Annotated in this window: 27 protein-coding genes; 20 read left to right on the forward strand and 7 right to left on the reverse strand. The window is 71.8% G+C overall.

All coding sequences use genetic code 11. The features are described 5' to 3' along the window. Position 1 precedes the first annotated feature (1 nt). Entirely contained in the window at positions 2-931 is a 930-nt protein-coding gene (locus ASD11_RS05175; protein ID WP_162246461.1) for a C40 family peptidase, read from the forward strand. Then, a complete protein-coding gene (locus ASD11_RS05180) occupies positions 924-2,189 on the forward strand; it encodes a hypothetical protein (RefSeq protein WP_056284180.1) in 1,266 nt (421 codons plus the stop codon). Before ASD11_RS05175 ends, ASD11_RS05180 begins: the two co-directional genes overlap by 8 nt. Here ASD11_RS05180 and ASD11_RS05185 read toward each other — a convergent pair. Continuing rightward, positions 2,156-3,916, reverse strand: coding sequence for an AMP-dependent synthetase/ligase (locus ASD11_RS05185; protein ID WP_235503243.1), 1,761 nt, complete (start codon positions 3,914-3,916; stop codon positions 2,156-2,158). The two genes, ASD11_RS05180 and ASD11_RS05185, sit on opposite strands and share 34 nt — an antisense overlap. 101 nt (positions 3,917-4,017) lie before the next feature. On the opposite strand from ASD11_RS05185, the gene ASD11_RS05190 reads away from it, so the two are divergent. The 4 genes from ASD11_RS05190 to ASD11_RS05205 are packed head-to-tail and all read left to right on the forward strand — an operon-like array spanning position 4,018 to position 6,754. Then, a complete protein-coding gene (locus ASD11_RS05190; protein ID WP_056284186.1) occupies positions 4,018-4,461 on the forward strand; it encodes an SRPBCC family protein in 444 nt (147 codons plus the stop codon). After that, positions 4,454-4,774, forward strand: a complete 321-nt coding sequence (locus tag ASD11_RS05195; protein ID WP_056284189.1) for a hypothetical protein — start codon at positions 4,454-4,456, stop codon at positions 4,772-4,774. The genes ASD11_RS05190 and ASD11_RS05195 overlap by 8 nt, the downstream gene beginning before the upstream one ends. Continuing rightward, positions 4,771-5,670 (forward strand): ROK family glucokinase, encoded by a 900-nt coding sequence (locus ASD11_RS05200; protein WP_056284191.1) that lies wholly within the window; start codon positions 4,771-4,773, stop codon positions 5,668-5,670. Before ASD11_RS05195 ends, ASD11_RS05200 begins: the two co-directional genes overlap by 4 nt. Next, positions 5,663-6,754: an ROK family glucokinase gene (locus ASD11_RS05205; RefSeq protein ID WP_235503244.1), complete on the forward strand. Its 1,092-nt coding sequence runs from the start codon at positions 5,663-5,665 to the stop codon at positions 6,752-6,754. The genes ASD11_RS05200 and ASD11_RS05205 overlap by 8 nt, the downstream gene beginning before the upstream one ends. Here ASD11_RS05205 and ASD11_RS05210 read toward each other — a convergent pair. Together ASD11_RS05210 and ASD11_RS05215 are read right to left on the reverse strand one after the other, a co-directional pair. Further along, a complete protein-coding gene (locus ASD11_RS05210; RefSeq protein WP_156464601.1) occupies positions 6,660-7,094 on the reverse strand; it encodes a hypothetical protein in 435 nt (144 codons plus the stop codon). The genes ASD11_RS05205 and ASD11_RS05210 overlap by 95 nt on opposite strands. Beyond that, positions 7,084-7,872: an alpha/beta hydrolase gene (locus ASD11_RS05215; protein ID WP_056284196.1), complete on the reverse strand. Its 789-nt coding sequence runs from the start codon at positions 7,870-7,872 to the stop codon at positions 7,084-7,086. The genes ASD11_RS05210 and ASD11_RS05215 overlap by 11 nt, the downstream gene beginning before the upstream one ends. Positions 7,873-7,984: 112 nt before the next feature. On the opposite strand from ASD11_RS05215, the gene ASD11_RS05220 reads away from it, so the two are divergent. From ASD11_RS05220 to ASD11_RS05240, 5 genes are read left to right on the forward strand one after another with little or no spacing between them, the layout of a single operon-like run. After that, positions 7,985-8,737: a lysophospholipid acyltransferase family protein gene (locus tag ASD11_RS05220; protein ID WP_056284197.1), complete on the forward strand. Its 753-nt coding sequence runs from the start codon at positions 7,985-7,987 to the stop codon at positions 8,735-8,737. Positions 8,738-8,788: 51 nt separating this feature from the next. Continuing rightward, a complete protein-coding gene (locus ASD11_RS05225; protein ID WP_056284198.1) occupies positions 8,789-9,817 on the forward strand; it encodes a 6-phosphofructokinase in 1,029 nt (342 codons plus the stop codon). Positions 9,818-9,850: 33 nt separating this feature from the next. Next, positions 9,851-10,330 carry a DUF427 domain-containing protein gene (locus tag ASD11_RS05230; RefSeq protein WP_056284199.1) on the forward strand — a complete coding sequence of 160 codons (480 nt, stop codon included), beginning with the start codon at positions 9,851-9,853 and terminating at the stop codon, positions 10,328-10,330. 18 nt (positions 10,331-10,348) lie between these two features. Then, positions 10,349-11,683, forward strand: coding sequence for a class II 3-deoxy-7-phosphoheptulonate synthase (locus ASD11_RS05235; RefSeq protein WP_056284202.1), 1,335 nt, complete (start codon positions 10,349-10,351; stop codon positions 11,681-11,683). A gap of 13 nt (positions 11,684-11,696) precedes the next feature. Continuing rightward, on the forward strand, positions 11,697-12,194 hold the full coding sequence (locus ASD11_RS05240; protein ID WP_056284205.1) for a DUF1990 family protein: 498 nt from the start codon (positions 11,697-11,699) through the stop codon (positions 12,192-12,194). A 12-nt stretch (positions 12,195-12,206) separates the two neighbouring features. Here ASD11_RS05240 and ASD11_RS05245 read toward each other — a convergent pair whose 3' ends face one another. The 3 genes from ASD11_RS05245 to ASD11_RS05255 form a co-directional block, all read right to left on the reverse strand. Next, the gene (locus ASD11_RS05245) at positions 12,207-12,743 is read right to left on the reverse strand and encodes a carboxymuconolactone decarboxylase family protein (protein ID WP_056284210.1); all 537 of its coding nucleotides are present in this window, start codon (positions 12,741-12,743) and stop codon (positions 12,207-12,209) included. Between the two features lie 54 nt (positions 12,744-12,797). Next, the gene (gene pknB, locus ASD11_RS05250) at positions 12,798-14,834 is read right to left on the reverse strand and encodes a Stk1 family PASTA domain-containing Ser/Thr kinase (protein ID WP_056284213.1); all 2,037 of its coding nucleotides are present in this window, start codon (positions 14,832-14,834) and stop codon (positions 12,798-12,800) included. A gap of 124 nt (positions 14,835-14,958) precedes the next feature. Further along, a complete protein-coding gene (locus ASD11_RS05255; RefSeq protein ID WP_056284215.1) occupies positions 14,959-15,999 on the reverse strand; it encodes a polyprenyl synthetase family protein in 1,041 nt (346 codons plus the stop codon). Between the two features lie 24 nt (positions 16,000-16,023). On the opposite strand from ASD11_RS05255, the gene metF reads away from it, so the two are divergent. After that, positions 16,024-16,917, forward strand: a complete 894-nt coding sequence (gene metF / locus ASD11_RS05260) for a methylenetetrahydrofolate reductase [NAD(P)H] (protein ID WP_056284216.1) — start codon at positions 16,024-16,026, stop codon at positions 16,915-16,917. A 29-nt stretch (positions 16,918-16,946) separates the two neighbouring features. Here metF and ASD11_RS05265 read toward each other — a convergent pair whose 3' ends face one another. Then, on the reverse strand, positions 16,947-18,185 hold the full coding sequence (locus tag ASD11_RS05265) for a phytoene desaturase family protein (RefSeq protein ID WP_056284219.1): 1,239 nt from the start codon (positions 18,183-18,185) through the stop codon (positions 16,947-16,949). A 36-nt stretch (positions 18,186-18,221) separates the two neighbouring features. Here ASD11_RS05265 and ASD11_RS05270 point away from each other — a divergent pair, with 36 nt between their 5' ends. The 8 genes from ASD11_RS05270 (at position 18,222) to ASD11_RS05305 (ending at position 26,404) form a co-directional block, all read left to right on the forward strand. Continuing rightward, a complete protein-coding gene (locus ASD11_RS05270) occupies positions 18,222-18,956 on the forward strand; it encodes a class I SAM-dependent methyltransferase (protein WP_082554182.1) in 735 nt (244 codons plus the stop codon). Between the two features lie 23 nt (positions 18,957-18,979). Further along, on the forward strand, positions 18,980-19,384 hold the full coding sequence (locus ASD11_RS05275; protein WP_235503245.1) for a DUF3040 domain-containing protein: 405 nt from the start codon (positions 18,980-18,982) through the stop codon (positions 19,382-19,384). A gap of 233 nt (positions 19,385-19,617) precedes the next feature. Continuing rightward, positions 19,618-20,067 carry a division/cell wall cluster transcriptional repressor MraZ gene (gene mraZ, locus ASD11_RS05280; RefSeq protein WP_056284226.1) on the forward strand — a complete coding sequence of 150 codons (450 nt, stop codon included), beginning with the start codon at positions 19,618-19,620 and terminating at the stop codon, positions 20,065-20,067. 214 nt (positions 20,068-20,281) lie between these two features. After that, positions 20,282-21,235, forward strand: a complete 954-nt coding sequence (rsmH, locus tag ASD11_RS05285; RefSeq protein WP_056284228.1) for a 16S rRNA (cytosine(1402)-N(4))-methyltransferase RsmH — start codon at positions 20,282-20,284, stop codon at positions 21,233-21,235. Next, positions 21,232-21,681, forward strand: a complete 450-nt coding sequence (locus ASD11_RS05290; protein ID WP_056284232.1) for a hypothetical protein — start codon at positions 21,232-21,234, stop codon at positions 21,679-21,681. The genes rsmH and ASD11_RS05290 overlap by 4 nt, the downstream gene beginning before the upstream one ends. Next, positions 21,678-23,429 carry a peptidoglycan D,D-transpeptidase FtsI family protein gene (locus tag ASD11_RS05295; RefSeq protein ID WP_056284235.1) on the forward strand — a complete coding sequence of 584 codons (1,752 nt, stop codon included), beginning with the start codon at positions 21,678-21,680 and terminating at the stop codon, positions 23,427-23,429. Before ASD11_RS05290 ends, ASD11_RS05295 begins: the two co-directional genes overlap by 4 nt. A gap of 108 nt (positions 23,430-23,537) precedes the next feature. Continuing rightward, positions 23,538-25,040, forward strand: coding sequence for a UDP-N-acetylmuramoyl-L-alanyl-D-glutamate--2,6-diaminopimelate ligase (locus tag ASD11_RS05300; RefSeq protein ID WP_056284238.1), 1,503 nt, complete (start codon positions 23,538-23,540; stop codon positions 25,038-25,040). A gap of 5 nt (positions 25,041-25,045) precedes the next feature. Then, the gene (locus ASD11_RS05305; RefSeq protein ID WP_235503246.1) at positions 25,046-26,404 is read left to right on the forward strand and encodes a UDP-N-acetylmuramoyl-tripeptide--D-alanyl-D-alanine ligase; all 1,359 of its coding nucleotides are present in this window, start codon (positions 25,046-25,048) and stop codon (positions 26,402-26,404) included. Positions 26,405-26,417 lie beyond the last annotated feature (13 nt).

Genomic DNA, 26,417 nt, shown 5'->3' on the forward strand with positions numbered 1-26,417 from the left:
CGTGACCGCCACCTTCGTGGTGGTGGCCGGGGTGCTCGCCGGCACCAGTGCCCAGGCCGAGCCCAAGGTGACCGTCAAGGACGTCAAGGCCGCGTTCCACGAGGTCGAGGCGATCTCTGAGGACGTCAACCAGATCTCGGTGCGCATCAAGGGCACCCAGGACGAGATCGACGACCTCGACGAGGAGGTCGCCGCGCAGCAGGCCCAGTACGAGGACCAGCGCGAGGAGCTCAGCGCCGCCATCGTGCAGCAGCAGATGGACCAGCCCCTCGGCCCCACGGTCAACCTGCTCGGCAGCGAGGACCCCGAGGAGTTCCTCGACGGGCTCGGTGCCGTCCAGGCCCTCAACACCACGAGGACCGAGGCGCTCGAGAGCTTCGGCAAGGTCTCGCGCGAGCTCAGCAACCGCCGGGCCCAGCTCAAGGACCGCAAGGCCGACCTCCTGCGCGACAAGAAGGCCACGGCCACTCGCCAGAAGGCCATGAAGGCCAAGTACGCCAAGGCCAAGGCCGACCTCGCCGAGCTCACCGCCGCGCAGCAGGCCTCGTTCGACTCCGGCTCCACCAACCTCGACTTCGAGGTCGACGCCTCCGGCCGGGCCAAGAAGGCCGTCGACTTCGCGCTCGCCCAGCTCGGCGAGCCGTACGTCTGGGGCGGCGTCGGGCCCAACGGCTGGGACTGCTCCGGCCTCACCATGAAGGCGTGGGCCGCCGCGGGCGTCACCCTGCCCCGCGTGGTGGGCCCGCAGTACGGGGCCGTCCGCCACATCTCCATGAGCGAGCTGCAGCCCGGCGACCTCGTCTTCTACTCGAGCATGTCGCACATCGGCATGTACATCGGCAACGGCCGCGTCGTGCACGCCCCGCGTCCGGGTCGCAGCGTCGAGATCACCAGCCTGAGCGGGTTCGACAAGGCCGGACGGGTTGGCTGAGCCTGGCGCTGGGCGCCTGTCGCCCAACGTCGTCGCCGCGGCGGTCCTTGCGATCGTCGCGGCGTCGCTCGTCCTCTGGCAGCAGCCCTGGCAGGGTGACGACGCCGGCGCCTCGGTGCCCGCGCCGCCGGCCGACGCCGCAGCGGTGCTGCGCGAGCAGACGAAGGCGCTCAGTGAGGCCGGCTCCCGCGAGGAGCTGCGCGCCGCAGCCGGTCCCGGCCGCGCCGCACGCGCCTGGGCCGACGACGCCTGGGCGGCGCAACGCACCCTCGGCGTGAGGGGTGCCACGTGGACCTACCTGCGCGGTGGCGACGTAGCCGACCGTGCCGACGGGTCCGCCGCGGTCGTCGTGGAGGTGCGGTGGAGGACCGAGCCGGGCTCGGTCCTGGCCGGTGCCCGCACCGCCGGTGCCGACGTCACGCTGCGCGTCAGGCCCACCGAGGACGGGACGTTCTCCGTCGTCGACGCCGCCGGCACCGACCGCTACCGGCTGCCCCTCTGGCTCGCGGGTCGTGTGGAGGTGTCCGACGCCGGATCCGCGCGCGTGGTCACCGTCGACGGCGGCCTGCCCGACGTCGACACCCGCGCCCAGACGGCTGCCGCCCAGCGGCAGGTGGACCGGGTCGTCCCGCAGGACGACCGTGCCGACCGGACGAGCCGGTTGCTGGTGGTGGCCCCGCGCACCATGGAGCAGGCCGCCCAGCTGCTCGGACGTCGCCCGGCCGACGTGAAGCAGATCGCCGCCGTCACCACCACCGTCGACGGCGAGTCCGGCACGCCGGCGCAGATCGTCCTGAACCCCGCGCTGTTCGAGACCATGGACCAGCGGGCCCAGCAGGTCGTCATGTCGCACGAGGCCACCCACCTCCTCGTGGGCACCAGCAAGGACCTACCCGCCTGGGTGGCCGAGGGCTTCGCCGACTTCGTCGCGCTCCGCGACGACACCGCGCCACTGTCGCTGAGCGCGGGCCAGGTGCTGCGCCAGGTGAAGGCCGACGGTGCGCCTCGGGCGCTTCCGGAGCAGAGCGACTTCGACGGGTCCACCCACGGTCTCGGTGCCGTGTACGAGTCGTCCTGGATGGCCTTCCGCATGCTCACCGGGTCGCGGAGCGACGACAGCATCGTCGCGTTCTACGCGGCCGTCCGCGACGGGACCCCGGTGGAGGTGGCCGCCGAGCGGGACCTCGACCTGACCCTGGCCCAGATCACGCGCCAGTGGCGGACCTACCTGACGAAGAGCGCCTCGACCGTGTCGTGAAAGTCGCGGAGCACGGCGTTGCGCTTCACCTTGAACGACGGGGTGAGGTAGCCGTTCTCCTCGGTCCAGTCCTCGCGAAGGATCTCGAACTTGCGGATGGACTCGGCCTGCGAGACCTGGGTGTTGGCGTCGTCGACGGCCTTCTGCACCTCCACCTTGAGGGCGGGGTCGTCGAGGCTGCCGTCCCACGCCTCGGCGTCGATGGTGACGAGGGCGGCGATGAACGGCTTGCCGTCGCCCACCACGAGGCACTGGCTCACGTACTGGTTGGCCCGTACGCGGTCCTCCAGCACGGCCGGAGCGACGTTCTTGCCGCCGGCCGTCACGATGATCTCCTTCTTGCGCCCGGTGATGCGCACGAAGCCGTCGTCGTCGACGTCGCCGAGGTCGCCGGTGGCGAACCAGCCGTCGGGATCGATGGCGTCGGCCGTGGCCTCCTCGTCCTCCCAGTAGCCCTCGAAGACCTGCGGCCCGCGGAACAGCAGCTCTCCGTCGGAGCCCACCTTGACCTCGGTGCCGGGGAACGGACGACCGACGCTGCCGACGCGCTGGCCCTCCGGGGTGTTGACGCACAGGGCGGCCGTGGTCTCGGTGAGGCCGTAGCCCTCGAGGACGGTGACGCCGATGCCTCGGTAGAAGTGGGCGAGCCGCTCACCCAGCGGAGCGCCGCCGGAGATGGCCCACTCCGCATGACCACCGAGCGCGCCGCGGAGCTTGCCGTAGACGAGCTGGTCGAACAACGCGTGGCGCGTGCGGACGGCGAGGCTCGCTCGACCCTTGGGGGAGTCCAGTCCCTTGCTGTACTCGATGGCCGTCTTCACGGCGCGGTCGAAGATCTTGCCCTTGCCGTCGGCGTAGGCCCGGGCGCTGGCGGTGTTGAACACCTTCTCGAACACGCGCGGGACAGCGAGCACGAAGGTCGGCTGGAACTCGCCGAGGTGGGTGACGAGGTCCTTCACGTCGGCGGTGTGACCGAGCTTGGCGCCTGAGCGGATCGCGCCGATCTGGATGATGCGGGCGAAGACGTGGGCCAGGGGGAGGAACAGGAGGGTGGAGGCGTTCTCGCGGCCGAAGAGGTCGGGGAGCTGCTCCAGGGCGCCGTCGATCTCGGCGCGGAAGTTGGCGTGGGTCAGGCGGCAGCCCTTGGGGCGGCCCGTGGTGCCCGACGTGTAGATGAGCGTGGCGAGCGACTCCGGCGTGACGGTGAGCCGGCGTGTCTCGAGGTCGGCGTCGCTCACGGAGGTGCCGGCCTGCGTCAGCGCGGCGAGCGCCCCGTCGTCACCCGGGGCATCGATGACCCACACGTGCCGCAGCGCGGGCGACTCACCGCGCTTCTCCCCGACGCGGTCGGCGTGCTGCTGCGTCTCGGCGACAGCACCGACGGCCCCGGAGTTGGAGATGATCCAGGCGATCTGGTCGGCCGACGACGTCTCGTAGATGGGCACCGTGACGGCGCCGGCCCACCAGATGGCGTAGTCGAGGACGGTCCACTCGTAGCGGGTCTTGGACAGCAGGGCCACCCGGTCGCCCGGCTCGACGCCGGAGGCGATGAGGCCCCTCGCCGCCGCAGTGACCTCGGCGTGGAAGGCGCTGATCGTGACGTCGGTCCAGCCGTCGGCGCCGCGGCGGGCCAGGGCGACCGCCTCCGGGTCGGCGACCAGACGCTCCAGGACGTCGTCGGTCAGGTTGGCGGTGTCGGACGGGCGGGAGGCCGATGCAGGAACCACGTACGGCAGGCTACTCGCCTCCTCGGCCCCCGGTGGAGGGCACTAGGCTGGTCGTTGTCCACGAGACCGGGTCACGGGCCCACCACGACGAGGAGGGAACGATGGCGCGCACCACGAGCGACATCGTCGTCGACGCAGCACCGGACCGGATCATGGACGTCATCGCCGACTTCGCCGGCTACCCCGGCTGGGCCACCGGCGTGCGCGAGACCACGGTCGTCTCCGACGACGCCGACGCGGGACGGCCCCGGCAGGTCCACTTCGTGCTCGACGCCGCCCCCATCCGCGACGAGTACGACCTGCTCTACGAGTGGAACGGCGACCGTTCCGTCTCCTGGAGCCTGGCCGAGAAGGCCACGATGCTGACCTCGATGGACGGCCGCTACTCGCTCGAGCCCGTCGACGGCGGCACCCGCGTCACGTACGAGCTGGCGGTCGACGTGGCCGTCCCCCTCCTCGGCATGCTCAAGCGCAAGGCCGAGAAGGTCATCATCGACACCGCCCTGCGCGGGCTCAAGAAGCAGGTCGAGGGCACCGGTGCCTGAGGGCCCCCAGGACCCGGAGGCCGTCGGCTCTCTCGGGCGCGAGCTGGCCGAGCTCCTGCGCACCATGGGGTCCCAGGCGCGCGAGGCCGGTGCCTTCGCCGGTGACGCCCTCGACGACGAGCCGGGTCGGCCGCACGCCGCCGACCGGTGCCCGCACGGCTGGTGCCCGCTGTGCCACGTCGTGGAGCTGGTGCAGGACCACCCGGAGGTGGCCTCGGCCGTGCTTGACTCTGCCGTGGCGTTCGCACGATCGGTGCGCGACGCGTTCGACCTGCTGCTGGACCATCAGCGGCCCGAAGGGGGACCCTCATGAGTGGGCAGCAGCACGGCATCGGCGTCGACATCGGCGGCACGAAGATCGCGGCCGGACTCGTGGACGAGGCAGGTCACCTGCTGCGCAGCGAGAGCGTCCCCACCCCCCAGGAGGCCGACGACATCGCCGTCGCGGTCGCCGACCTGGTGGAGAAGCTGTCGGCCGACGGTGCCGTGAGCGGCATCGGCATCGGCGCGGCGGGCTTCGTCGACATCGACCGGTCCACGGTCATCTTCGCCCCCAACATCGACTGGCGCGACGAGCCGCTCGGGCGCGACGTCGCCCGCCACACCGGTCTGCCGGTGGTGGTCGAGAACGACGCCAACGCAGCGGCCTGGGGCGAGTTCCGCTTCGGCGCCGGCGAGGACGCCGACGACCTCCTCCTCGTCACGGTCGGCACCGGCGTGGGTGGTGGCACGGTGCACCGCGGCCAGCTCCTGCGCGGAGGCTTCGGCGTGGCCGGCGAGGTGGGACACCTGCGGGTCGTGCCCGACGGCATCGAGTGCGGCTGCGGCCAGCGCGGCTGCCTGGAGCAGTACGGCAGCGGCCGTGCGCTCGTCCGCGCCGCCAAGGAGCGCGGCGTCGAGCTGAGCGGTCCCGAGATCACCCAGCGCGCCGTCGAGGGCGACGAGCTCTGCGTCGACCTGCTGCACGACCTCGGAGAGGCGCTCGGAGCGGGCATCGCGAGCCTGGCCGCCGTGCTGGACCCCAGCGTCATCGCCATCGGCGGCGGGGTGGCCGACGCCGGCGACCTGCTGCTCGACTCCATCCGGTCGTCCTTCCAGACCTACCTGCCTGCGGGGAAGCACCGTCCCGTCGCGCAGATCCGTCTCGCGGTGCTCGGGAACGAGGCCGGCATCATCGGTGCCGCCGACCTGGGGAGGGCCCATGGCTGAGCGCTCGGACCGTCGGATCGTCGCTGCCGCGCCACCCACCCGCCGGGTGCTGGGTGAGCGCCTCGCCATCGGCATCGACATCGGTGGCACCAAGATCGCGGCCGGCGTGGTCGACGAGGACGGGCACGTCATCGACCGGCTCCGGCGCGAGACCCCCACCACCGACCCCGACGAGGTGCTCGACGCCATCGTCGACATCGCCGACACGTTCCGCCGCGACCACGTCGTGAAGGCCCTCGGCGTGGGCGCCGCAGGCTTCGTCGACGCGAGCGCCTCCACCGTCGTGTTCTCGCCGCACCTGGCCTGGCGCCACGAGGCGCTGCGTGACCGGGTGGCGCGTCGCACCAAGCTTCCCGTCCTCGTCGACAACGACGCCAACGCGAGCGGCTGGGCCGAGTGGCGCTTCGGTGCCGCGCAGAACGAGCCCGACGTCGTGGTCATCACGCTGGGCACCGGCATCGGCGGCGCCGTGGTCATCGACGGACAGATCTACCGCGGGCGCTTCGGCATCGCCGGAGAGTTCGGCCACATGCAGGTGGTGCCCGGCGGCCGTCAGTGCGAGTGCGGCAACACCGGCTGCTGGGAGCAGTACGCGAGCGGCCGGGTGCTGGAGCGTCGCGCCAAGGCCGCCGTGGCCGACGGCAGCGTCATCGGCAAGACCCTCGCGGAGCTGGCCGGTGGCCCAGAGAAGGTGTCCGGGATCCAGGTCACCGAGGCGGCGCGTCAGGGTGACGACGAGGCACGGGCGTGGATCGACGAGGTGGGCGACTGGCTGGGTGTGGGCATCGCCAACCTCGCGGCCGCGCTCGATCCCGGGCTCTTCGTCATCGGCGGCGGCGTGAGCGACGCGGGCGAGATGCTTCTCGGCCCCGCGCAGCGCGCGTTCTCCCAGTCCCTGACGGGACGGGGGTTCCGGGCCGAGGCCCGGATCGTGCGGGCCCACCTGGGGCCTGAGGCCGGCCTCGTCGGTGCGGCCGACATGGCCCGACTCACAGCTCGGCGCCGTCGTCCGGCCAGTCCGGACGCCCGGGTCCGTGTTCGGGGAGCTGCGCGATCCACCAGATCGACCCGGCGACGAAGATGAGCCCGGCCCCCACCACGGCGGTGCGGGGGAGCCAGAAGCCCGAGAGGGTGCACAGCACGAGCAGGAGCGGCGGGCCCAGGACGGCGGCCGCCGCGAGCAGCCGCTGACCGGTCCAGGGACGCACCGGCCCGGGATCGACGCGCCGGTAGAACTGGTCGTCGCGGTCGTCGGAGACCTCGTCGAGCTCGAAGGGGACGGCCTCCTCGGGCTCCGGCTCCGGCTCGCGCTCGGGCTCCGGCTCGGGCGTCGGGAAGCTCAGGTCGAGGTTGAGCTGCTGGACGATCTCGTCGAACGTGCGGTCGTCGTCGGGGCGGCCGGGCCCGCGCTGCTCAGGAGCCACCGGGCCGGCCACTTCCCAGACGTTCGGCGATGAAGGCGGCGCTGCGCTCGAAGATGAGCGGGGCGTCGTGATCGAGGGTGGCGACGTGGAAGCTGTCCTCGAGGCTCACGTACTCGGCGGGCGCGGTGAGGCCGGCCCTGACCAGACCGATGGTGGCGTCGTCGACCACGTGGTCGTCGACGGAGCGGAAGAAGAGGACCGGCGCCGTGATGCGGCCCAGGCCGTCCCGCACGTCGGTCCACATCTGCATCATCGAGTGCAACGCCTTGAGCGGCGTGCGGTCGTAGGCCGACTCGGTGACGCCCGGCTTCTTGATGTCGCCGCCGATGGCCGCCATGGAGGGGAGGACCCACTTGAGGACCGGGACCGCGAGCAGCCGCTTGTCGCGCGAGGCGACGGCGGGGTTGACCACGATGACCGCGTCGACGTCCTGAGGGCGCTGCTCGGCCAGGCGCAGGGCGAGGCAGCCGCCCATGGAGAGGCCACCCACCACGACGGTGTCGCAGTGCTCGCGGAGCTCGGTGAGGGCCGCGTCGAGCTCGGCGTACCAGTCGGTCCAGCGCGTCGTGTTCATCTCCTGCCACGTGGTGCCGTGACCGGGGAGGCGGGGGACGCGCACGGTGTAGCCGCGCTCGGCGAGGTCCTGGCCCCACGGGGTCATGGAGGCGGGGGAGCCCGTGAAGCCGTGGCTCAGGAGCACGCCCACCCGGCCGCCGTCGGCGCTGAAGGGCTCGGCTCCGGGGACCACGGATGCTGCCTTGCGGGGGGACTCGCTCATGGGTCCATCCTGACTCATGTGACGTTCACCATGGACCGCAGGTGACGGAGTACAGTCGCTCTGATGCTGCGTGGAGCTCTTCCACGATTGGGGGCGGAGGAGGAGGCAACGGGTGTTCTACTGGTTCCTGAAGTTCTTGGCGCTGGGTCCGTTGCTGAAGCTGATCTTCCGTCCGTGGGCCGAAGGCACCGAGAACGTCCCGCGCGAGGGCGCCGTGATCCTCGCGAGCAACCATCTCTCGTACAGCGACTGGCTCTTCATGCCGCTCGTCATCCCGCGCCGGGTCACCTTCGTGGCCAAGGCGGAGTACTTCGAGGGATCGGGCCTCAAGGGCTGGCTCCAGAAGACCTTCTTCTCCGGCGCCGGCCAGGTCCCCATCGACCGCACGAGCGGCTCGGCCGCCGCCGGCGCCATCAAGACCCAGCTGCGGCTGCTCTCCGAGGGAGAGGTGTGCGGCATCTACCCCGAGGGCACCCGCTCGCACGACGGCAAGCTCTACCGCGGGCGCACCGGCGTGGCCCGTCTGGCGCTCGAGGCCGGTGTCCCCGTCATCCCGCTCGCGGTGATCAACACCGACGTCGTGGCCCCTCCCGGCAAGGTGTTCGGCTCGTTCGCGCGCCCGGGCGTCCGTTTCGGCGAGCCGCTCGACTTCAGCCGCTACGAGGGCATGCAGGACGACCGCTTCGTGCTGCGCGCCATCACCGACGAGATCATGTACGAGGTCATGCGTCTCTCCGGCCAGGAGTACGTCGACCTCTACGCCCAGGACGCCAAGAAGCGTGACCGCGAGGTCGAGCGCGAGGCCGCCAAGGTGGCCGCCAAGGCCGAGGCCGACGAGGTCTGGGACACCATCAAGCCCGAGTAGGACGCTCCACCGGGCCCCGGTCCGGGACACACCCACGGACGAGGAGACGCCATGAAGGTCGGAGTACTGACAGGCGGAGGCGACTGCCCCGGGCTCAACGCGGTCATCCGAGCGGTGGTCCGCAAGGGGGTCCAGGAGCAGGGGCACTCCTTCGTCGGGTTCCGGGACGGGTGGCGTGGTCCGCTCGAGAACGACACGACGCCGCTCGGCGTGGACGAGGTCCGGGGGATCCTCCCGCGGGGCGGGACGATCCTCGGGTCGTCGCGCACCAACCCCTTCGCGATCGAGAACGGCGTGGAGCGCATCAAGGACAACCTCGCGGCCCAGGGCTGCGACGCGCTCGTCGCGATCGGCGGCGAGGACACGCTCGGCGTGGCCACGCAGCTGGCCGAGCTCGGCGTCAAGGTGGTGGGCGTCCCCAAGACGATCGACAACGACCTCTCGGGCACGGACTTCACCTTCGGGTTCGACACCGCCGTCAACATCGCCACCGAGGCGATCGACCGGCTCCACACCACGGCGGAGTCGCACCACCGCGTCCTGGTCGTGGAGGTCATGGGTCGTCACGCGGGGTGGATCGCCCTGCACGCCGGTCTGGCCGGCGGCGCCAACATCATCCTCATCCCCGAGCGGCCGTTCGACATCGACACCGTGTGCGCCCAGGTCGAGAGTCGGTTCGCCACGCACTTCTCTCCCATCGTGGTGGTCTCCGAGGGTGCGGTCCCGGCCGACGGGACGGGCATGACCCTGCACTCGGGCGAGAAGGACGCGTTCGGACACGTGCGGCTCGGCGGGATCGGCGACCGCCTGGCGTCGGAGATCGAGCACCGCACCGGCCAGGAGTCGCGCGCGGTGGTGCTGGGACACGTGCAGCGCGGGGGCACCCCCACGGCCTTCGACCGCTGGCTCGCCACCCGGTTCGGCCTGCACGCCATCCAGGCGGTCCACGAGGGCGACTTCGGCACCATGATGGCGCTGCGCGGAACCGACATCGTGCGCGTGCCCCTGGCCGAGGGCACGGGAGAGCTCAAGCTCGTCAGCCCCGAGCTGTACGAGGAGGCCGAGGTCCTGTTCGGGTAGCCCGTGTGGGTGCCCGCCACTAGCGTCGGTGGCATGGCTCCCACCCGCCCCGTCGAGAACGTCTGGGACTACCCGCGCCCGCCCTCCATCGAGCCGAGCGACGAGGAGGTCGTCGTGGTGCTCGGGGGTGTCGAGATCGCCCGCACCTCGTCCTCGTACCGGATCTGCGAGACCAGCCACCCGCCCACCTACTACCTGCCGCTCGACGCGTTCGCCGAAGGGGCGCTCCGGCCCGTCGGCGGTCAGACGTTCTGCGAGTGGAAGGGACTGGCCTCGTACTTCGACCTCGTCGGCGGCGACCGCACCGTGCCGGCCGGCGCGTGGACCTACGAGCAGCCCACGGGGGCATACGGCGACCTCGTCGGGCACGTCGCGCTGTACCCCGGCAAGGTCGACGGCTGCACCCTCGACGGCGAGGCGGTCCAGGCGCAGGAGGGCGACTTCTACGGCGGATGGATCACGTCGCGGGTCACCGGTCCGTTCAAGGGAGCGCCGGGAACGCTGGGGTGGTGACACCCGTAGGATTGGGGCGTGAGCATCCCCAGCCTTGACGACCTGCACACGATCGGCGCTGCCCAGCAGCCGACGTATGCCGACCCCGTGGCCCGCGATCGCGCGGTCGACCGCCTCCGCCGGATGCCCCCGCTCGTCTTTGCCGGCGAGTGCGACGACCTCCGCGAGCGCATGGCCGCCGTCGCGCGCGGCGAGGCCTTCCTGCTCCAAGGCGGCGACTGTGCCGAGACCTTCGAGGGCGTCACGGCCGAGAACGTGCGCAACAAGCTCCGGGTGCTGCTGTCCATGGCCGTCGTCCTCACCTACGCCGCGAGCGTGCCGGTCGTGAAGCTCGGTCGGCTCGCCGGTCAGTACGCCAAGCCGCGCTCCAGCGACACCGAGACGCGCGACGGCGTCACGCTGCCCGCGTACCGCGGCGATGCCGTGAACGGCTTCGACTTCACGCCCGAGGCCCGCGCGCACGACCCCCAGCGCCTCGTCGACGTGTACAACGCGTCGTCCGCCACGCTCAACCTCGCGCGCGCCTTCACCACCGGTGGCTATGCCGACCTGCGCCAGATGCACGAGTGGAACAAGGACTTCGTCAAGCGCAGCCCCGTGGGCGTCAGCTACGAGCGCATCGGCGGCGAGATCGATCGGGCGCTCGCTTTCATGGACGCCATCGGCGTCGACCCCGACGAGCTCCACGCCGTCGACTTCTACTCCTCGCACGAGGCGCTCATCCTCGAGTACGAGCACGCCCTCACCCGCATCGACTCGCGCACCGAGCAGCCCTACGACGTCTCGGGCCACTTCGTGTGGATCGGTGAGCGCACGCGCCAGCTCGACGGCGCCCACGTGGAGCTGCTGAGCAGGATCGCCAACCCCATCGGCGTCAAGCTCGGCCCCACCACCACGGCCGACGACGCCATCGCGCTGTACGAGAAGCTCAACCCCGAGCGCACCCCCGGCAAGGTCACCTTCATCACGCGCTTCGGCGCCGGGAAGATCCGCGAGGGCCTGCCGCCGCTCGTGGAGAAGGTCACCGCCGCGGGGATCGACGTCGCGTGGGTCTGCGACCCCATGCACGGGAACACGTTCGAGGCGTCCACCGGCTTCAAGACGCGCGAGTTCGACGACGTCATCGACGAGGTCCGCGGGTTCTTCGAGGTGCACCGCTCGCTCGGCACGTGGCCCGGTGGGCTGCACGTCGAGCTCACGGGCGACGACGTCACGGAGTGCCTCGGCGGGCACCAGAAGGTGTCGGCCGAGGACCTGTCCTCGCGCTACGAGACGCTGTGCGACCCTCGCCTCAACCGTGAGCAGTCGCTCGAGCTGGCCTTCCTCGTCGCCGAGATGCTGCGCGAGCACTGAGCGAGCCCTGAGCATGCACGGGCTGTCGTACACCGAGGTGGGCGCGACGGCCGGTGACCTGCCCGACGGCTACCACCACTTGCGCTGGGTGGAGCCGGTCGGGACGGGCGAGGCGGCGTTCCGTCGTGCGGCCGAGGCCGTCATGACCTGGGGCATGCACCGCGCGGTGGTCCGGGTCGTGTCGGCACCGCCTCGCGCCGTCGTGGGCGAGACCGTCCGCATGAGGTATCTCGGGCAGAGCTTCGCGTGCGTCGTCGTCGAGGTGGAGGACACCGCACACCGGGTCGGGTTCGCCTACGGGACCCTGCCCGGTCATCCCGAGCGTGGCGAGGAGCGCTTCGTCGTGACGCACGACGCCGTCACCGACGCGGTGCGGATCGAGGTCACGGCCTTCTCGGTGCCCGGCACGTGGGTGACGCGGGCGATCGGCCCGGTGGGCCGCGTCATCCAGCGCCACGCCACCCGCCGCTACGTCGACGCCGTCCGCTCCGCCGCCTCCGACGAACGCTGAGGGCGAGGAAGGTCAGGTCTGGTTCTCGGGCTGGACGCGCAGGGTCATGAGGGTCGTGGCGAGGGAGTCGTACTGGCCGCACAGGAGCAGCAGCTCGATCGACTCCGCCTCGTCGAGGTGGGTGCGGACCGTCGCCCAGGTGGCGTCGTCGACGTCGCGCTTCTCGACGAACTGCGACGCGACGGCCAGGAGGGCCTTCTCGCGCGGCGTCCAGCCGTCCCAGTCGACGTCGCCCGTGTGCGCCACCTGCTCGGGGGAGAGGCCGACCCGACGACCGATGCGACGGTGATGGTTGAGCTCGTACTCGCACGCGCGCAGGGTGGCGACGTGCAGGATGACCATCTCGGTCTCGTGGCGAGGCAGCCGACCGCCGGGCATCATCCGCCCGCTGTACCAGAGCCAGGCGCGGAACAGCCTGCGCTGGCGGCCGAGCGTCGTGAAGATGTTGGGGCGGGGTCCGCCGATCACCTTGCCGGCCACGATGGAGATCGCGTGGTTGACCACGCCCAGCTCACGTAGGCCGCCGGGCTCGATCCGAGGAGTGCTCATGACGAGATCCTATCGGACCTGGACGCTCGTACCAGAATTTGGGGGCCGGTGGCGTCAGACGTAGATGGTGACGTCGGACCCGACCTTGGCCTTGCCCCCGGACGGGCTCTGGAACCGCACCTGGTCCGTTCCGGGGATCACGTTGCGGACCCGCGGCACGAAACCGGCGGCGCGCAGGAGGCGGACCGCCTCGTTGCGCTCCTTGCCCATGACGTCGGGGACCGGGACGTTCTCGGGACCCTTGGAGATGACGACCTTGACGACCTCGTCGCGGAACAGCGTGCCGTCGCCCGGGTCCTGGCTGATGACCCGGCCCTTGTCGACGGTGTCGGAGAAGGCCGACGAGAACGCGGCCTTCAGGTCGGCCGCCTCGATCTTGGCCTTGGCCTCGGCCTGGGTGGCCCCCTTCACGTCGGGGACGTCGATCGGCTCGCGGCCCTTGCTGATCACGAGGTCGATGACGGTGTTGCGCTTGACGAGCTGCTTGACCTTGACGTCGACGGCCCGGATGACCCGTCCTTCGGGGATCTTCTCGCTGAACCTCTCGGGTGTCTCACCGAGTCGCAGGTTGAGGTCGGACAGCGCCGTGCGAGCCTGCTCGACCGTCTTGCCCTGCAGGTTGGGGATCGCGTAGCGCTCCTTGCCCTTGGAGACCACGACCTCGATGGTCGAGCCCGGGAGGACCTTGGCGCCGGCCCCCGGGTCGGACTCCATCACGGTGCCGAGCAGGGCGGTCTCGGAGAACCGGCGCTCCGCGACCTCGAAGGTGAAGCCGGCCTTGACGGCCTCGGCCTTGGCCTCCTTCTCGCTCTGACCCACCAGTACGGGTGCCTCGGTGTACCGGGCGACCGCGAAGTAGTACGCGCCACCCCCGACGACGAGGGCCAGCAGGACGGCGGCGACCAGCATGATGCGACCGCGGCGCGACGACGACGCCGGCTCCTTGGCGTCCTGGTAGTCCTGCGGCGACATGGCCGGTGTCATCCGGGCCGCGGCGGGCGAGGCCGCGGGGCTCCACTCCGACGAGCTCCACTGGACCGTGTTCTCGGCCACCGGCCTGGTGCTGGAGGCGTCGTCGCCGGCCAGTGCCACGAGCTCGGTGGGCTCGCCGGAGTCGTCGGGGCCGCCGGGCAGGGGTGCAGCGAGCGGCACGCGCACCTTCTGCGTGGCCTCGTCGTCGGTGGGCTCCTCGACGGGGCGCGGAGCCAGCTGGGCGACGAGGTCGGGGTCGGACGTGACTCCGGCCGAGACGGCCTGACGCACCCGCCGCAGCTGCTGCAGCAGGACCCGCGCGTCGGCCGACCGGTTCCTGCGGTCGCGTGCCGTGGCGCGCAGCACGAGGGCGTCGACGTAGTCGGGCAGGTCGGGGCGCAGCGTGGACGGCGGCTCGATGTCCTCGTGGACGTGCTTGTACGCCACCTGGATGGGGGACTCGCCGGCGTGCGGCTTCACGCCCGTGAGCATCTCGAAGAGCATGGCGCCGCACGCGTAGACGTCGGACCGGGCGTCGGCGCCCTCGTTCACGACGATCTCGGGGGCGATGTACGAGACGGTGCCGATGAGCGTGCCGCCGGTGGCCGTGGTGGCCGCGCTCACCGCGCGCGCCAGGCCGAAGTCGGCCACGCGCACCTCGCCGTCGGGCGTGATGAGGACGTTCTCCGGCTTGACGTCGCGGTGGATCAGGTGCGCGGCGTGGGCTGCGGACAGTGCCACCAGCACCTCGGCCAGGAGGTCGAGCGCGCGGCCGACGGGCAGGGGCGCCTCGGCGCGCATGATGTCGCGCAGGGTGTTGCCCGGCACGAACTCCATGACGAGATAGGTGACGTCGCCGTCGCGGCCCTGGTCGAACACCGACACGACGTTGCGGTGGTTGAGCTTGGCGGCCGCCCGGGCCTCACGGTCGAAGCGCTGCACGAACTGCTCGTCGTCACCCAGGCCGTGGTGCATGACCTTGATGGCCACGGTGCGGTCGAGCCGCAGGTCCGTGCCCTTGAAGACGCTGGCCATGCCACCGCGGGCGACGCGTTCCTCCACGACGTAGCGGTCGTCGAGCACGCGTCCGATGAGGGCGTCGTCGCCCGTCGCTGCCACGTCTGCCCCTCCTCGACCCCGACGTTGACTCTGAACAGGTCAGCGCCTGACCCACGGACGATTGTAGAGAGGCTGTGGCCCGAAACGGGGATGCCCCTCCGGTGACGCGCCCGTCGGCCTGAGGTCAGCGGACCCGGCGCACGGCCTGCGTGACCAGCGGCGACAGCACCTCGCGCGCCCCGGGCCGAAGCGCGTCGATGGCCGTCTCGGCTTCTCGCTCGAGCCGCGCGATGTCCTGCTCCACGGCGGCCAGCGCCCCGGTGGAGACCATGAGGGCGCTCACGGGAGCGATCCCCGCACTCGTGCCGAGGTGTCGGAGGAGGGCGGCCCGTCCGGCGTCGTCGGCCAGCTCGGCCGTGCGCGCCACCAGCACCGTGCGCTTGCCCTCGCGCACGTCGTCGCCCGCGGGCTTGCCCGTGACGGACGGGTCGCCGAAGACGCCGAGCACGTCGTCGCGGAGCTGGAAGGCCTCGCCGAGCGGCAGGGCCACGGCGCTCAGCTGCTCGATGAGCTGCTCGTCCGCGCCGGCCAGGGCCGCGCCGATGTGCAGCGGGCGCTCCACCGTGTACTTGGCCGACTTGAACCTGACGACTCGCATGGCCTGCTCGACGCCGACAGAGGCCTGCGTCTGGGCGAGCACGTCGAGGTACTGGCCCGCCACCACCTCGGCCCGGCACAGGTCGAGGAAGTGGAGCGCGGCGTCGACGTGGGGGAGGTGGCTCGCGCGCAGCTGCTCGTCGGTCCACGAGAGCATGAGGTCGCCCAGGAGCACGGCCACGGACGTGCCGTGGACCTCCGGGCTCCCCTCGAGCCCGGCGTCGCGGTGCTGCTGCTCGGCGGCACGGTGCGCACTGGGGCGTCCGCGACGCGTGTCGGAGCCGTCCATGAGGTCGTCGTGGACGAGCGCGCTGGCCTGGAGCCACTCGAGGGCGGCAGCGGCCGTGACGATGCGCACGTCCTGGGGGTCGCCACCCGCCACGAGCCAGCCGGCCCGCACGAACGCCGGTCGCAGGCGCTTGCCCCCGGCGACGAAGGCCTCCGCGGCGTCGAGCAGCGGATCGAGGTCGGCCCCGATGGGGCTCAGGACCTCGCGCTGGTGCTGGAGGAACGAGCGGAGTGCCTCGTCGACTGCGTCTCGGAAGTCGTCACCCTCGGTCACATCCACGATTTACACGCTACCGTTCTCGTCGTGCCTGTCGAGGACCCCACCATCACCGCCCTGCTGGCCGAGACCGGTCCCAGCTACTCCTTCGAGTTCTTCCCGCCCAAGGACGACGCGGGCGAGGAGGTGCTGTGGCGCACGATCGCCGAGCTCGAGCCGCTGCAGCCCACGTTCGTCTCCGTCACGTACGGCGCGGGCGGCACGAGCCAGGAGCGCACGGTCCGCGTCACCGAGCGGATCGCGAGCGAGTCGCGGATCAAGGCCGTGGGCCACCTGACCCTCGTCGGGCAGAGCCGCGACGAGATCGCCGAGGTCCTGCGCCAGTACGCGGCCGCCGGCATCGACCACGTGCTGGCCCTGCGCGGCGACCCCAAGGGCGGACCCCGGGCTCCGTGGGAGACGCACCCCGGCGGCATGGAGTACGCGATCGACCTGGTGCGCCTCGCCCACGAGATCGGCGGGTTCACCGTCGGTGTCGCCGCGTTCCCGGAGGGTCACCCCGACGCCGACGACCTCGACCACGACGCCCGTGTGCTCGTCGAGAAGGTGCAGGCGGGCGCCGAGTTCGCCATCACCCAGATGTTCTTCCGGTCCTCGGACTACTTCGGTCTGGTGGAGCGCGTGCGCGAGCTGGGGTGCGACGCGCCCATCGTCCCGGGCATCATGCCGATCCTGAACTTCCCGCAGGTGGCCCGCATGGCCGAGCTCTCCGGCGCAGCCATGCCGCAGGAGGTCCTCGACGTCATCGAGCCGGTGGCCGACGACCCCGTCGCCGTCCGGGCCCGCGGCATCGAGCTCGCCACGCAGCTGTGCCGCGACCTGCTCGCCGGCGGGGCGCCCGGCCTGCACTTCATCACGCTGAACCGCTCCAAGGCGACGCGCGAGATCTTCGAGCAGCTGCGCAGCGAGGACCTGATCTAGTCGGAGCGGGGAGCCGGGTCGGTCGCGGGTCAGCGCTCGGCCGCGCCGAGCTCCTCGGCGATGGCCGCCGTGGCCGTGGCGATCTCCTCGATCCGGGTGCCCGGGTGGGCGCCGGCGCCGGCCACGTAGAGCCGGTCCGAGATGCGCGACGGCCGGTCGAGGCGCGTGCCGCGTCCCATCCACTGCCAGCCCCAGTGCCCCAGCCGGACCAGCTCGGCGGGGGAGAGGTCGTGGCGTTCCTCGACGAGGGGACGCAGGTCGATCCCGACCCGGACCAGCGAGACGAGGGGGTCCTCGGCGTTCTGGTGCGTGATGGTCCAGTGCAGGCCGTCCTCGCTCCACAGGTGCAGGGGCGGGTCGCCGTGCGTCATGACGTCGAGCGGGAGGCCCGGGTCGGAGCCGAGCCGGACGAGCAGGCGCGAGGCGGGGATGCGGGGGAGCAGCGGCGGGGGCGGACCCGGCAGGTTGCCGGCGCACCACACGACGACGTCGGCCTCGACCGTGTCGTGGTCGGTGACGACCTGGGCCCCCTCGGCGCCGTGCTGCACCTCGAGCGCCGTGACGCCGAGCCTGACGTCGACCGAGCGTTCCTCCAGACGCGTGGTGAGCGCGTCGGCGAGCGACGACCAGCCCTGGGCAGGTCGCCACCGACCGAACGCACGCTCGACGTAGTGCCAGAGGGCCTCGGACGCGGGAGTCCACCGCGGGTCGTCGCCGTCGAGGCGGACGCCGTCGACGACCAGCGAGCGGACCCGGCGGTCCCTGGAGAGCTGCTGGGCCACCTTGGTGAGGGGCGTCCTGCCACCCAGGGCCTTGAGCTCCGTGCGTCCGAGGGAGGTGGGCCCGGGGAGCACGTCGAGCGCGTTGCGCCGGAGCACGTCCCAGGGCTCGGCGAGGGTGTCGAGCCACGGTGACCACGGGTCGGTGCCGAGCCACCCGGTCATCGCATCCACCTGGTCGGCGCGATGACCCATGGGCAGGTCGAGCACGGACTTGTCGACGAAGACGTGGCGGCGACCGGGGACGGTCTCCAGCTCGAGGACGCGCTCGAGCGGTCGTCCGGACTTGCGGAAGAGGTCGCGCACCGTGGCGGGGAGGGTGAGCGTGGGCGGCGTGAGGTGCCACGCGCCGTCACCCACCTGGTGACGTCGGAGCCGGCCGCCGAGCACGTCGGAGCGCTCGAGCAGGACGACGTCGTGCCGCAGCTTGGCGATCCGCGCCGCGGCGGACAGCCCGGCGAACCCGCCACCCACCACGACCACACGCATGGCGAGAGACTACGGCCTGTGTGAAACAGTGACGCCATGAGACCGGTGCGCGGCGAGGTCATGTGGCAGGCAGTGCTCGACGCCGTGGCCGTCGCGGCCGCCGACGTGGCAGGCGAGACGCTCGACGTCCTCGACGTGGGCGGCGGCACCGGTGGTGACGCCGTCCGGCTCGCGTCCGAGGGTCACCGCGTCAGTGTCGTCGACCCCAGCCCCGACGCCCTCGCCTCGCTCGACCGTCGCGCCGCCGAGTCCGGCGTGCAGGTGACGGGCCTCCTCGGTGACACCACCGACCTGCCCGGCCTCGTCGATGGCGCCGACTACGACCTCGTCGTCCTGCACGGCGTGCTCGAGCACGTCGAGGACGTCGACGACGCGCTCCGTGCCGTCGCCGCCGTGCTCCGCCCGGGTGGGCACGTGAGCGTGGTGGTGGCCGGTCGTCACGCCGGGGTCCTGACGCGCGCCCTGGCCGGTGACTTCGACGGAGCCAGCGCCCTGTTCACCGCTCGGGCCGAGGGCTGGGACCTGCGCGAGCAGGGTCCCCGCCGCTTCGACGCCGACGAGCTGCGGGTGCTCCTCGAGGCCCACCGGCTGCGCCCCGTGAGCCAGCAGGGACTGCGCGTCTTCGCCGACCTCGTCCCCAGCGCGCTGGTCGACATCGAGCCCGGCGCGAGGGAGCGGCTGTTCGCCCTGGAGCGTCTCGTGGGGTCGTCGAGCGAGTTCTCAGCGATATCGGGTGGTCTGCAGTCCGTGGCACGCCTAGACTTGCCGTAGCCCGTCATCGCGAGGGCACTGACATGAGGGAGGCCACCGTGCCACTGTCCGAGGAAGAGGCCCGACTTCTCCACCAGCTGGAGCAGTCGCTCGCCGCGGAGGACCCCGACCTGGCGTCCACGCTCCGGGGGTCCAAGCAGCGCGCTCGCAACCGCAAGGTGGCGGCCCTGGCCGTGCTCGGCTTCGTCGCCGGCGTCGGGATCCTGTTCGCCGGAGCCGTGGCCACCCTCACCTACGTGGGCGTGCTGGGCTTCGTGGCCATGCTCGTCTCGGCGTACTTCTTCGTCACGGCGTGGCGAAACGGCATCGGGGGCCCCGACGACGCTCCGGCGCCCAAGGGCCCCTCCGGCCGAAAGCCCTCCACCTCGTTCGTGGACCGCATGGAGGAGCGCTGGCAGCGCCGCCAGGACGGCGACGACCTGCGGTAGTCCGCTCCACCGCCGCTCCACCTTCCACCACCCCCTGGGACCGCCTCCGTCGGAGGCGGTCTTTTCTTTGTGTTTCCAGGCCCGACGGTCATTCGACCGTCGGGCCTTCGTCGTCCCGGAAGCTCCGGCGGACACGCGGAAATCGCCTTGACAGTGGGGGAAGGTGGGGTACTGTGGGGCGAAATGGAGCATCCGGGTCGTCCAAGACCTGGGGGAGAGCGGGGAGGAGCGGGGTGAGCGTCGATGTCAACAACTTCTTCGGCACCTACACGCCGCGCCTCGACGACAAGGCCCGGCTCTTCCTGCCGGCCAAGTTCCGCCCTCGACTCGAGAGCGGCATCGTGCTGACCCGCGGCCAGGAGAACTGCATCTACGGGTGGACGCCCGAGTCGTTCTCCGCCTTCACCGACCGGATCCGCGAGACCCCCTTCACCAACCGCGACGCCCGCAACTTCGTGCGGATGCTGTACTCCGGGGCGTCCAACGAGGTGCCGGACAAGCAGGGCCGCATCTCCGTCCCGCCCGTCCTGCGTCAGTGGGCGAGCCTCGACCGCGACGTCACCGTCGTCGGCGCGATGGACCGCATCGAGATCTGGGACGCCGGCCGCTGGAACCAGTTCTCCTCCGACCAGGAGCAGGTCTTCGCCGACATGTCCGACGAGGTGATGCCGGGCATCTTCTGATCTCGCCGAGGTGCTCCACCTCCCTCCACCCCCATCCCCACCACCCCCGACGAGAACCGCGCCTCACCGCGCAGCTCGATCTCCGCCCGTGCGGAACTGGCATCACTTCCCCGGTGCCAGTGCCACCGGACGGGGGTCAGGCCCCACGGCGACGCGGCAGTCCTCTCGGACCAGCCCCAGCAGCACCAGCCCCGCACCACCGAGAGGAGGAACGATGACCGGCCCCAGCCACGTGCCCGTGCTGCTCGACCGGGTCCTCGACCTCCTCGCCCCCGTGGCGGAGCGCACCGACCACCAGCCGGTCGTCGTGGATGCGACGCTCGGCCTGGGCGGTCACACCGAGGCGATGCTGCATCGCTTCCCAGCCCTCCACGTGATCGGGATCGACCGCGACCCCCACGCCCTGGAGCTCTCCCGCACCCGGCTCGCCGCCTTCGGCGACCGGGTGACCTTCGTCCACGCCGTGTACGACGAGATCGCCGACGTCGTGGGCGAGCTCGGCCGCACCGGGGTCGACGGCATCCTCTTCGACCTCGGCGTCTCGTCCATGCAGCTCGACGTCGCCGACCGCGGCTTCGCCTACGCGCAGGACGCCCCACTCGACATGCGGATGAACCCCGAGGAGGGGCTCAGCGCCGCCGACGTCCTCAACACCTACTCCGCCCGCGACCTCGCCCACGTCCTCCGGGTCTACGGCGAGGAGAAGTTCGCGCGTCGCATCGCCGACAACGTCGTGGCCGCCCGCGCCAAGGAGCCCTTCACGACGAGCGCGCGCCTCGTCGAGCTGGTCCGGGACTCCATCCCGGCGCCGGCTCGTCGCACGGGCGGCAACCCGGCCAAGCGGACCTTCCAGGCGCTGCGCATCGAGGTGAACGACGAGCTGGGCGCGTGGGAGCGGGCCATGCCGGCCGCGCTCGAGGTGCTGCTGCCCGGCGGACGCGTCGTCGTGCTCGCGTACCAGTCGCTGGAGGACAAGATCGCCAAGCGCGAGATGGCCCGAGTCACCACCCTGGAGCTGCCGCCCGGCCTGCCGTTCATCCCCGAGGGCCTCGCCCCGGACTTCACCCTCGTCACGCGTGGGGCCGAGCAGGCCACCGCGGAGGAGATCGAGGACAACCCCCGCGCCCGGTCGGTCCGGCTGCGCGTCGTGGAGAGGGTCGCCGCATGAGCCGCATGGTCTCCGGTCTGAACGCCCACCAGGCCACGGTGCGCCTGCGCTCGGCCGCTGAGCGCATCGCCGTCCCGACGAGCCTCCCGCTCCGTCTCGTCGGTCCGGTCCAGAGCCGCGCCCGTCGCGCCCCGTTCGTCGCCGTCCTCCTGACCGTCCTCTCGGTCGGTCTCGTCGGCCTCATCCTGATGAGCACCGCCCTCCAGTCCCAGTCGTTCGCCATCTCCTCGCTGCAGGAGCAGAACCAGGCGCTGCAGGTGCAGCAGCAGCAGCTCGAGCGCGAGGTCGAGGTCCTGGAGGCCCCGGCCCACATCGCGTCCCAGGCACTGACGCTCGGGATGGTGCCCAACACCAACCCGGCGTTCCTCCGACTGACCGACGGCAAGGTCGTCGGCGATCCCGAGCCCGCCGAGAGCGGCAGCAACGTGAAGAGGGTGGACCGATGACCGCGGCTCAGCGACTGTCAGCACGCCGGCTCCGCTGGTGCTTCGCGATCATCATGGTGCTCTTCTCCGTGTTCGGGCTCCGCCTGTTCCAGATCCAGGGCTTCGACGCCCAGGCGTACGCGGCCAAGTCCAAGCTGGCCGGCAAGTCCTCCACCGTCATCCCTGCCACCCGCGGCGAGATCCTCGACCGCAACGGCAAGGTCCTGGCCACGAGCGTCGACGCCATGACCATCACGGCCGACCCCACGCTCACGGCGGAGGACGCCCCCCAGGTGGCCGGGCTCCTGCTGAAGTACCTCGGCAAGGACCGGATCGACTACTTCGCGACCATCAAGAAGCTCCGCACGCCCAAGTCCCGCTTCGTCTACATCGAGAAGCAGATCCCGGCGTGGACCGCCAAGAAGGCCGTGACGGCGATCCGCAAGGCCGGGTTCGCCGGCCTCTACACGCAGCAGGAGAGCCTGCGCAGCTACCCCGGCGGCAAGCTGGCCGCCAACCTCGTCGGCTACGTGAACGGCGAGGGCACCGGCGTCCAGGGCATCGAGGCCAAGTACGACAGCCGTCTCAAGGGCACCGACGGGTCGGCCACCTACGAGGTGTCGCCCACGGGCCAGCGCATCCCCATGGCGGACAGCACCGTCAAGGAGATGAAGCCGGGCGAGAACATCGAGACGACGATCGACCGCGACCTGCAGTGGTACGCCGACCAGCGTCTCGCCGACGCGGTCCGCGCCTCCAGCTCCGACTGGGGCCTCGCCGTCACGATGGACGTCAAGACGGGTCAGGTCGTGCAGCTCTCGCAGGCTCCGACGTTCGATGCCGACGACAAGACCGGCATGGACGACTACAACACCGTGTCGCGCTTCGTGCAGACCGTCTACGAGCCGGGCTCGGTCATGAAGACGGTCACCATGGCAGCGCTCGCGGACCAGGGCAAGATCACGCCGTCCACCAAGATCAAGGTGCCCAGCGGGCTCGTCATCGACAAGTTCCCGATCGGCGACTACTGGAAGCACGGCGTCATCAACCTCACGGCGGCCGGCGTCATCGCCAAGTCGTCGAACCTCGGCACGATCGTCGCCGCCCAGCAGATGAGCGACTCGATGATGTACTCCTACTTCCGCAAGTTCGGCTTCGGCACCCCCTCGGGCGTCGAGCTGCCGGGTGAGTCGCAGGGCATCCTCAAGCCGTCGTCGGACTGGACGAAGGCCAACCACGCCACGATCTCCTTCGGGCAGGGCGTCTCCGTGACCGCGCTGCAGATGGTCCGCGCCGTGGGCGCCATCGCCAACGGCGGCGTCATGGTCGACCCCACCGTCGTCTCGGGCTTCGAGGACGCCGACGGCGTCCGCAGCGACGCCGGCGCCACCAAGACCAGGCGCGTCGTCTCGACCAAGGCCGCGAAGTACGTCACGCGCATGATGGAGGCCGTCACGGCCGACGACGGCACCGCACCCGCCGCCCAGATCCCCGGGTACCGCGTGGCCGGCAAGACGGGCACCGCCTGGCGCGTCAACCCGCTCACCGGTCGGTACGTCCGCGGCCAGAACACGGTGTCGTTCATGGGCTTCGCGCCGGCCGACAAGCCGCGCTTCATCACCTACGTCGTCCTCGACAAGCCCTACGCCAACGCGGGCGGCGGCTCCACGGCGGCCCCGGTCTTCCAGGACATCATGTCGATGGCACTGGAGCGCTTCGGCGTCACGCCCACGGGCTCGAAGTCGCCCAAGGTCGCGCAGGACTGGTAGGACTCCGCCCGGGCCTGCAGGGCTCGGTCGGTGCTGGGCGAGCGCGGAACCAGGACCCGCTCGAGGTGCCCGGAGGACATGGTGCTCCGGCTGGGTAGGTTGGGAGACATGGCCGAGGTGATGCGGATCCGTCCGACGCACGCACGCAGCCGGAGCGTCGCCGAGCTCGCCGAGCACCTGGGCACCCCGGTCCCCGGTCGCGGTGGTGACGTCGAGGTCACGGGGCTCAGCCTCAACACCTCCCACGTCGCGCCGGGCGACCTCTACGCCGCGCTCGCCGGTGCCCGCTCGCACGGCATCGACCACCTCGACAAGGCAGTCCGGGCCGGGGCGGTCGCGGTGCTGACCGACCCGGTGGGCGCCTCGGACCCGCTGCCGGTCCCGGCCGTGGTGGTCGACCACCCCCGTGGGCGTCTGGCCGAGCTGAGCGCGTGGTTCTACGAGCACCCCAGCGACGCGTTCACCACCTTCGGCGTCACCGGCACGCAGGGCAAGACCACCACCACGTACCTCGCCGAGTCGGCGCTCGGACGCTCCCGGACCGCTGTGGTCGGCACCATCGGCACGAGGATCGGCGGCGTCCCCGCGGCCTCGAGCCTCACCACCCCCGAGGCCCCCGCGCTGCAGGCGCTGTTCGCCGTCATGCGCGAGGAGGGCGTCGAGGCCTGTGCCATGGAGGTCTCCAGCCACGCCCTCGTGCAGGGCCGGGTCGACGGCTTCCGGTTCGACGTCGCGGCGTTCCTGAACCTGGGGCGCGACCACCTCGACTTCCACGCCGACGTGGAGGAGTACTTCCTCGCCAAGGCCTCGCTGTTCACGGGGGAGCGCGCCCGGCGCGCCGTCGTCAACGTCGACGACCCCTACGGGCGACGTCTCGTGGAGCTCACGCCCCTCGAGGTCACGACGTTCTCCACGGCCGGCAACGCCGCGGACTGGCGGGCCGTCAACGTCCGGCCACACCGGCTCGGCACCGACCTCACGATCCTCACGCCCGACGGACGGGAGATCGAGGCCGCCGTGCCGCTTCCCGGGGTGTTCAACGTGTCCAACGCACTGGCGGTCGTCGCCTCGCTGGCGGGGGAGGGCCACGACCCTCACGACCTCGTCGCCGGCATCGCGGCCGGTCCGGGCGTCCCGGGGCGGATGGAGCGCATCGAGGCCGGCCAGGACTACACCGTCATCGTCGACTACGCCCACAAGCCCGACGCCGTCACCGCCGTGCTCGACGCGCTCCGGCCCGTCACGCCAGGACGGCTCGTGGTGGTGATCGGCGCCGGGGGCGACCGGGACCAGGGCAAGCGTCCGGTCATGGGCGAGGCCGCGGCCGCGCTGGCCGACCTCGTCGTGGTCACCGACGACAACCCGCGTTCCGAGGACGCCGCGGCGATCCGGGGCGCCGTGCTGCGCGGGGCCGAGGTCGGACCTGGGGTGGCCGTGGAGATCCCCGGACGCCGCGACGCCATCGAGTACGCCCTGCGTCTGGCTCACTCCGGCGACACCGTGGTGGTGGCCGGCAAGGGGCACGAGCAGGGGCAGGAGGTCGACGGGGTGATCCACCCGTTCGACGACCGCGACGTCGTCCGTGAGCTCCTGGGGGGCCGACCCGCGTGACGCCCATGACCATCGCCGAGATCGCGTCGGTCGTCGGCGGCGAGCCCGTGGGCGACCTCGGGACGGTCGTGAGTGCGCCGGCGAGCCTGGACTCCCGTGCCGTCCCGGCGGGCGGACTGTTCGTCGCCCTGGCCGGTGAGAACGTCGACGGCCACGACTACGCCGAGGCGGCCGTCCGACAGGGCGCCGCCGCCGTGCTGGGCTCCCGCGACGCCGGCGTGCCCGGCGTGGTGGTGGACGACGTCACCACGGCGCTCGGCCTGCTCGCGCGCCACGTGCTCGGCCTGCTCCGGCCCGGCCCCGTCGTGGTGGCCCTCACCGGGTCCCAGGGCAAGACGAGCGTCAAGGACCTCGTGGCGGCGGGTCTGAGGTCCCAGGCCGTCGCACCCGACGCCGTCGTGGCCACCCTCGGCAACCTCAACAACGAGCTGGGCGTCCCGCTCACCGTGCTCCGGGCCACGCAGGACACGTCCCACCTCGTGGTGGAGATGGGGGCACGGGGCATCGGCCACGTCGCGGCGCTCTGCGAGGTGGCGCCTCCCGACGTCGCCATGGTGCTGAACGTCGGCACCGCGCACGTCGGCGAGTTCGGCTCGCGGGAGAACATCGCGCAGGCCAAGGGCGAGATCGTGGAGTCCCTCGGTCCGGACGGCCTGGCCGTCCTGAACGCGGACGACCCGCTCGTCTCGGCCATGGTCGGACGCACCCGGGCGCCCGCGGCGTTCTTCGGTCGGACCGCCGCCGGGCCCGGGTCCGTGCGGGTGGTCGACGTCGCCATGACGCCCTCCGGCGAGCCGGAGGTCACGCTCGCCCACGACGGCCGCACGTGGACGGTGCACGTCCCGCTGCTCGGCGAGCACCAGGCCCTCAACGCGGCCGCCGCGGCCTGCGTCGTGCTGCACCTGCATCCCGACGCCGGGGTGGAGTGGCTCGCCGAGGTCGACCAAGGAACTGGCCTGCGGCTCCAGCGGCACGTCCGGTCCGACGGCGTCACGATCATCGACGACTCGTACAACGCCAACCCGGAGTCGGTCCGCGCCGGTCTCGACGCGCTCGCCGCCGTGGCCGGCAGCCGACGGGTGGCCGTGCTGGGGGAGATGCTCGAGCTGGGCGAGGGGAGCGCCGCCGCCCACGAGGAGGTCGGCGCGCACGCCGCCGGCCTCGGGCTCGACCGCGTCGTCGTCGTGGGCGACGCGGCCCGCGGCATCGCCGAGGGGGCCGGCGAGGTCGCGACCCTGGTCCCCGACGTGGCGGCGAGTGTGACGGACCTCCGGGCGTGGCTTCGCCCGGGCGACGTCGTGCTCGTGAAAGCATCTCGGGGGGCCCGTCTCGAGCGCGTCACTGCCGCTCTCCTCCAGGAGTGACGGCATACTCGAC

Origin of the sequence: Aeromicrobium sp. Root495, from assembly GCF_001426755.1 — a bacterium.
Taxonomy (GTDB): domain Bacteria; phylum Actinomycetota; class Actinomycetes; order Propionibacteriales; family Nocardioidaceae; genus Aeromicrobium.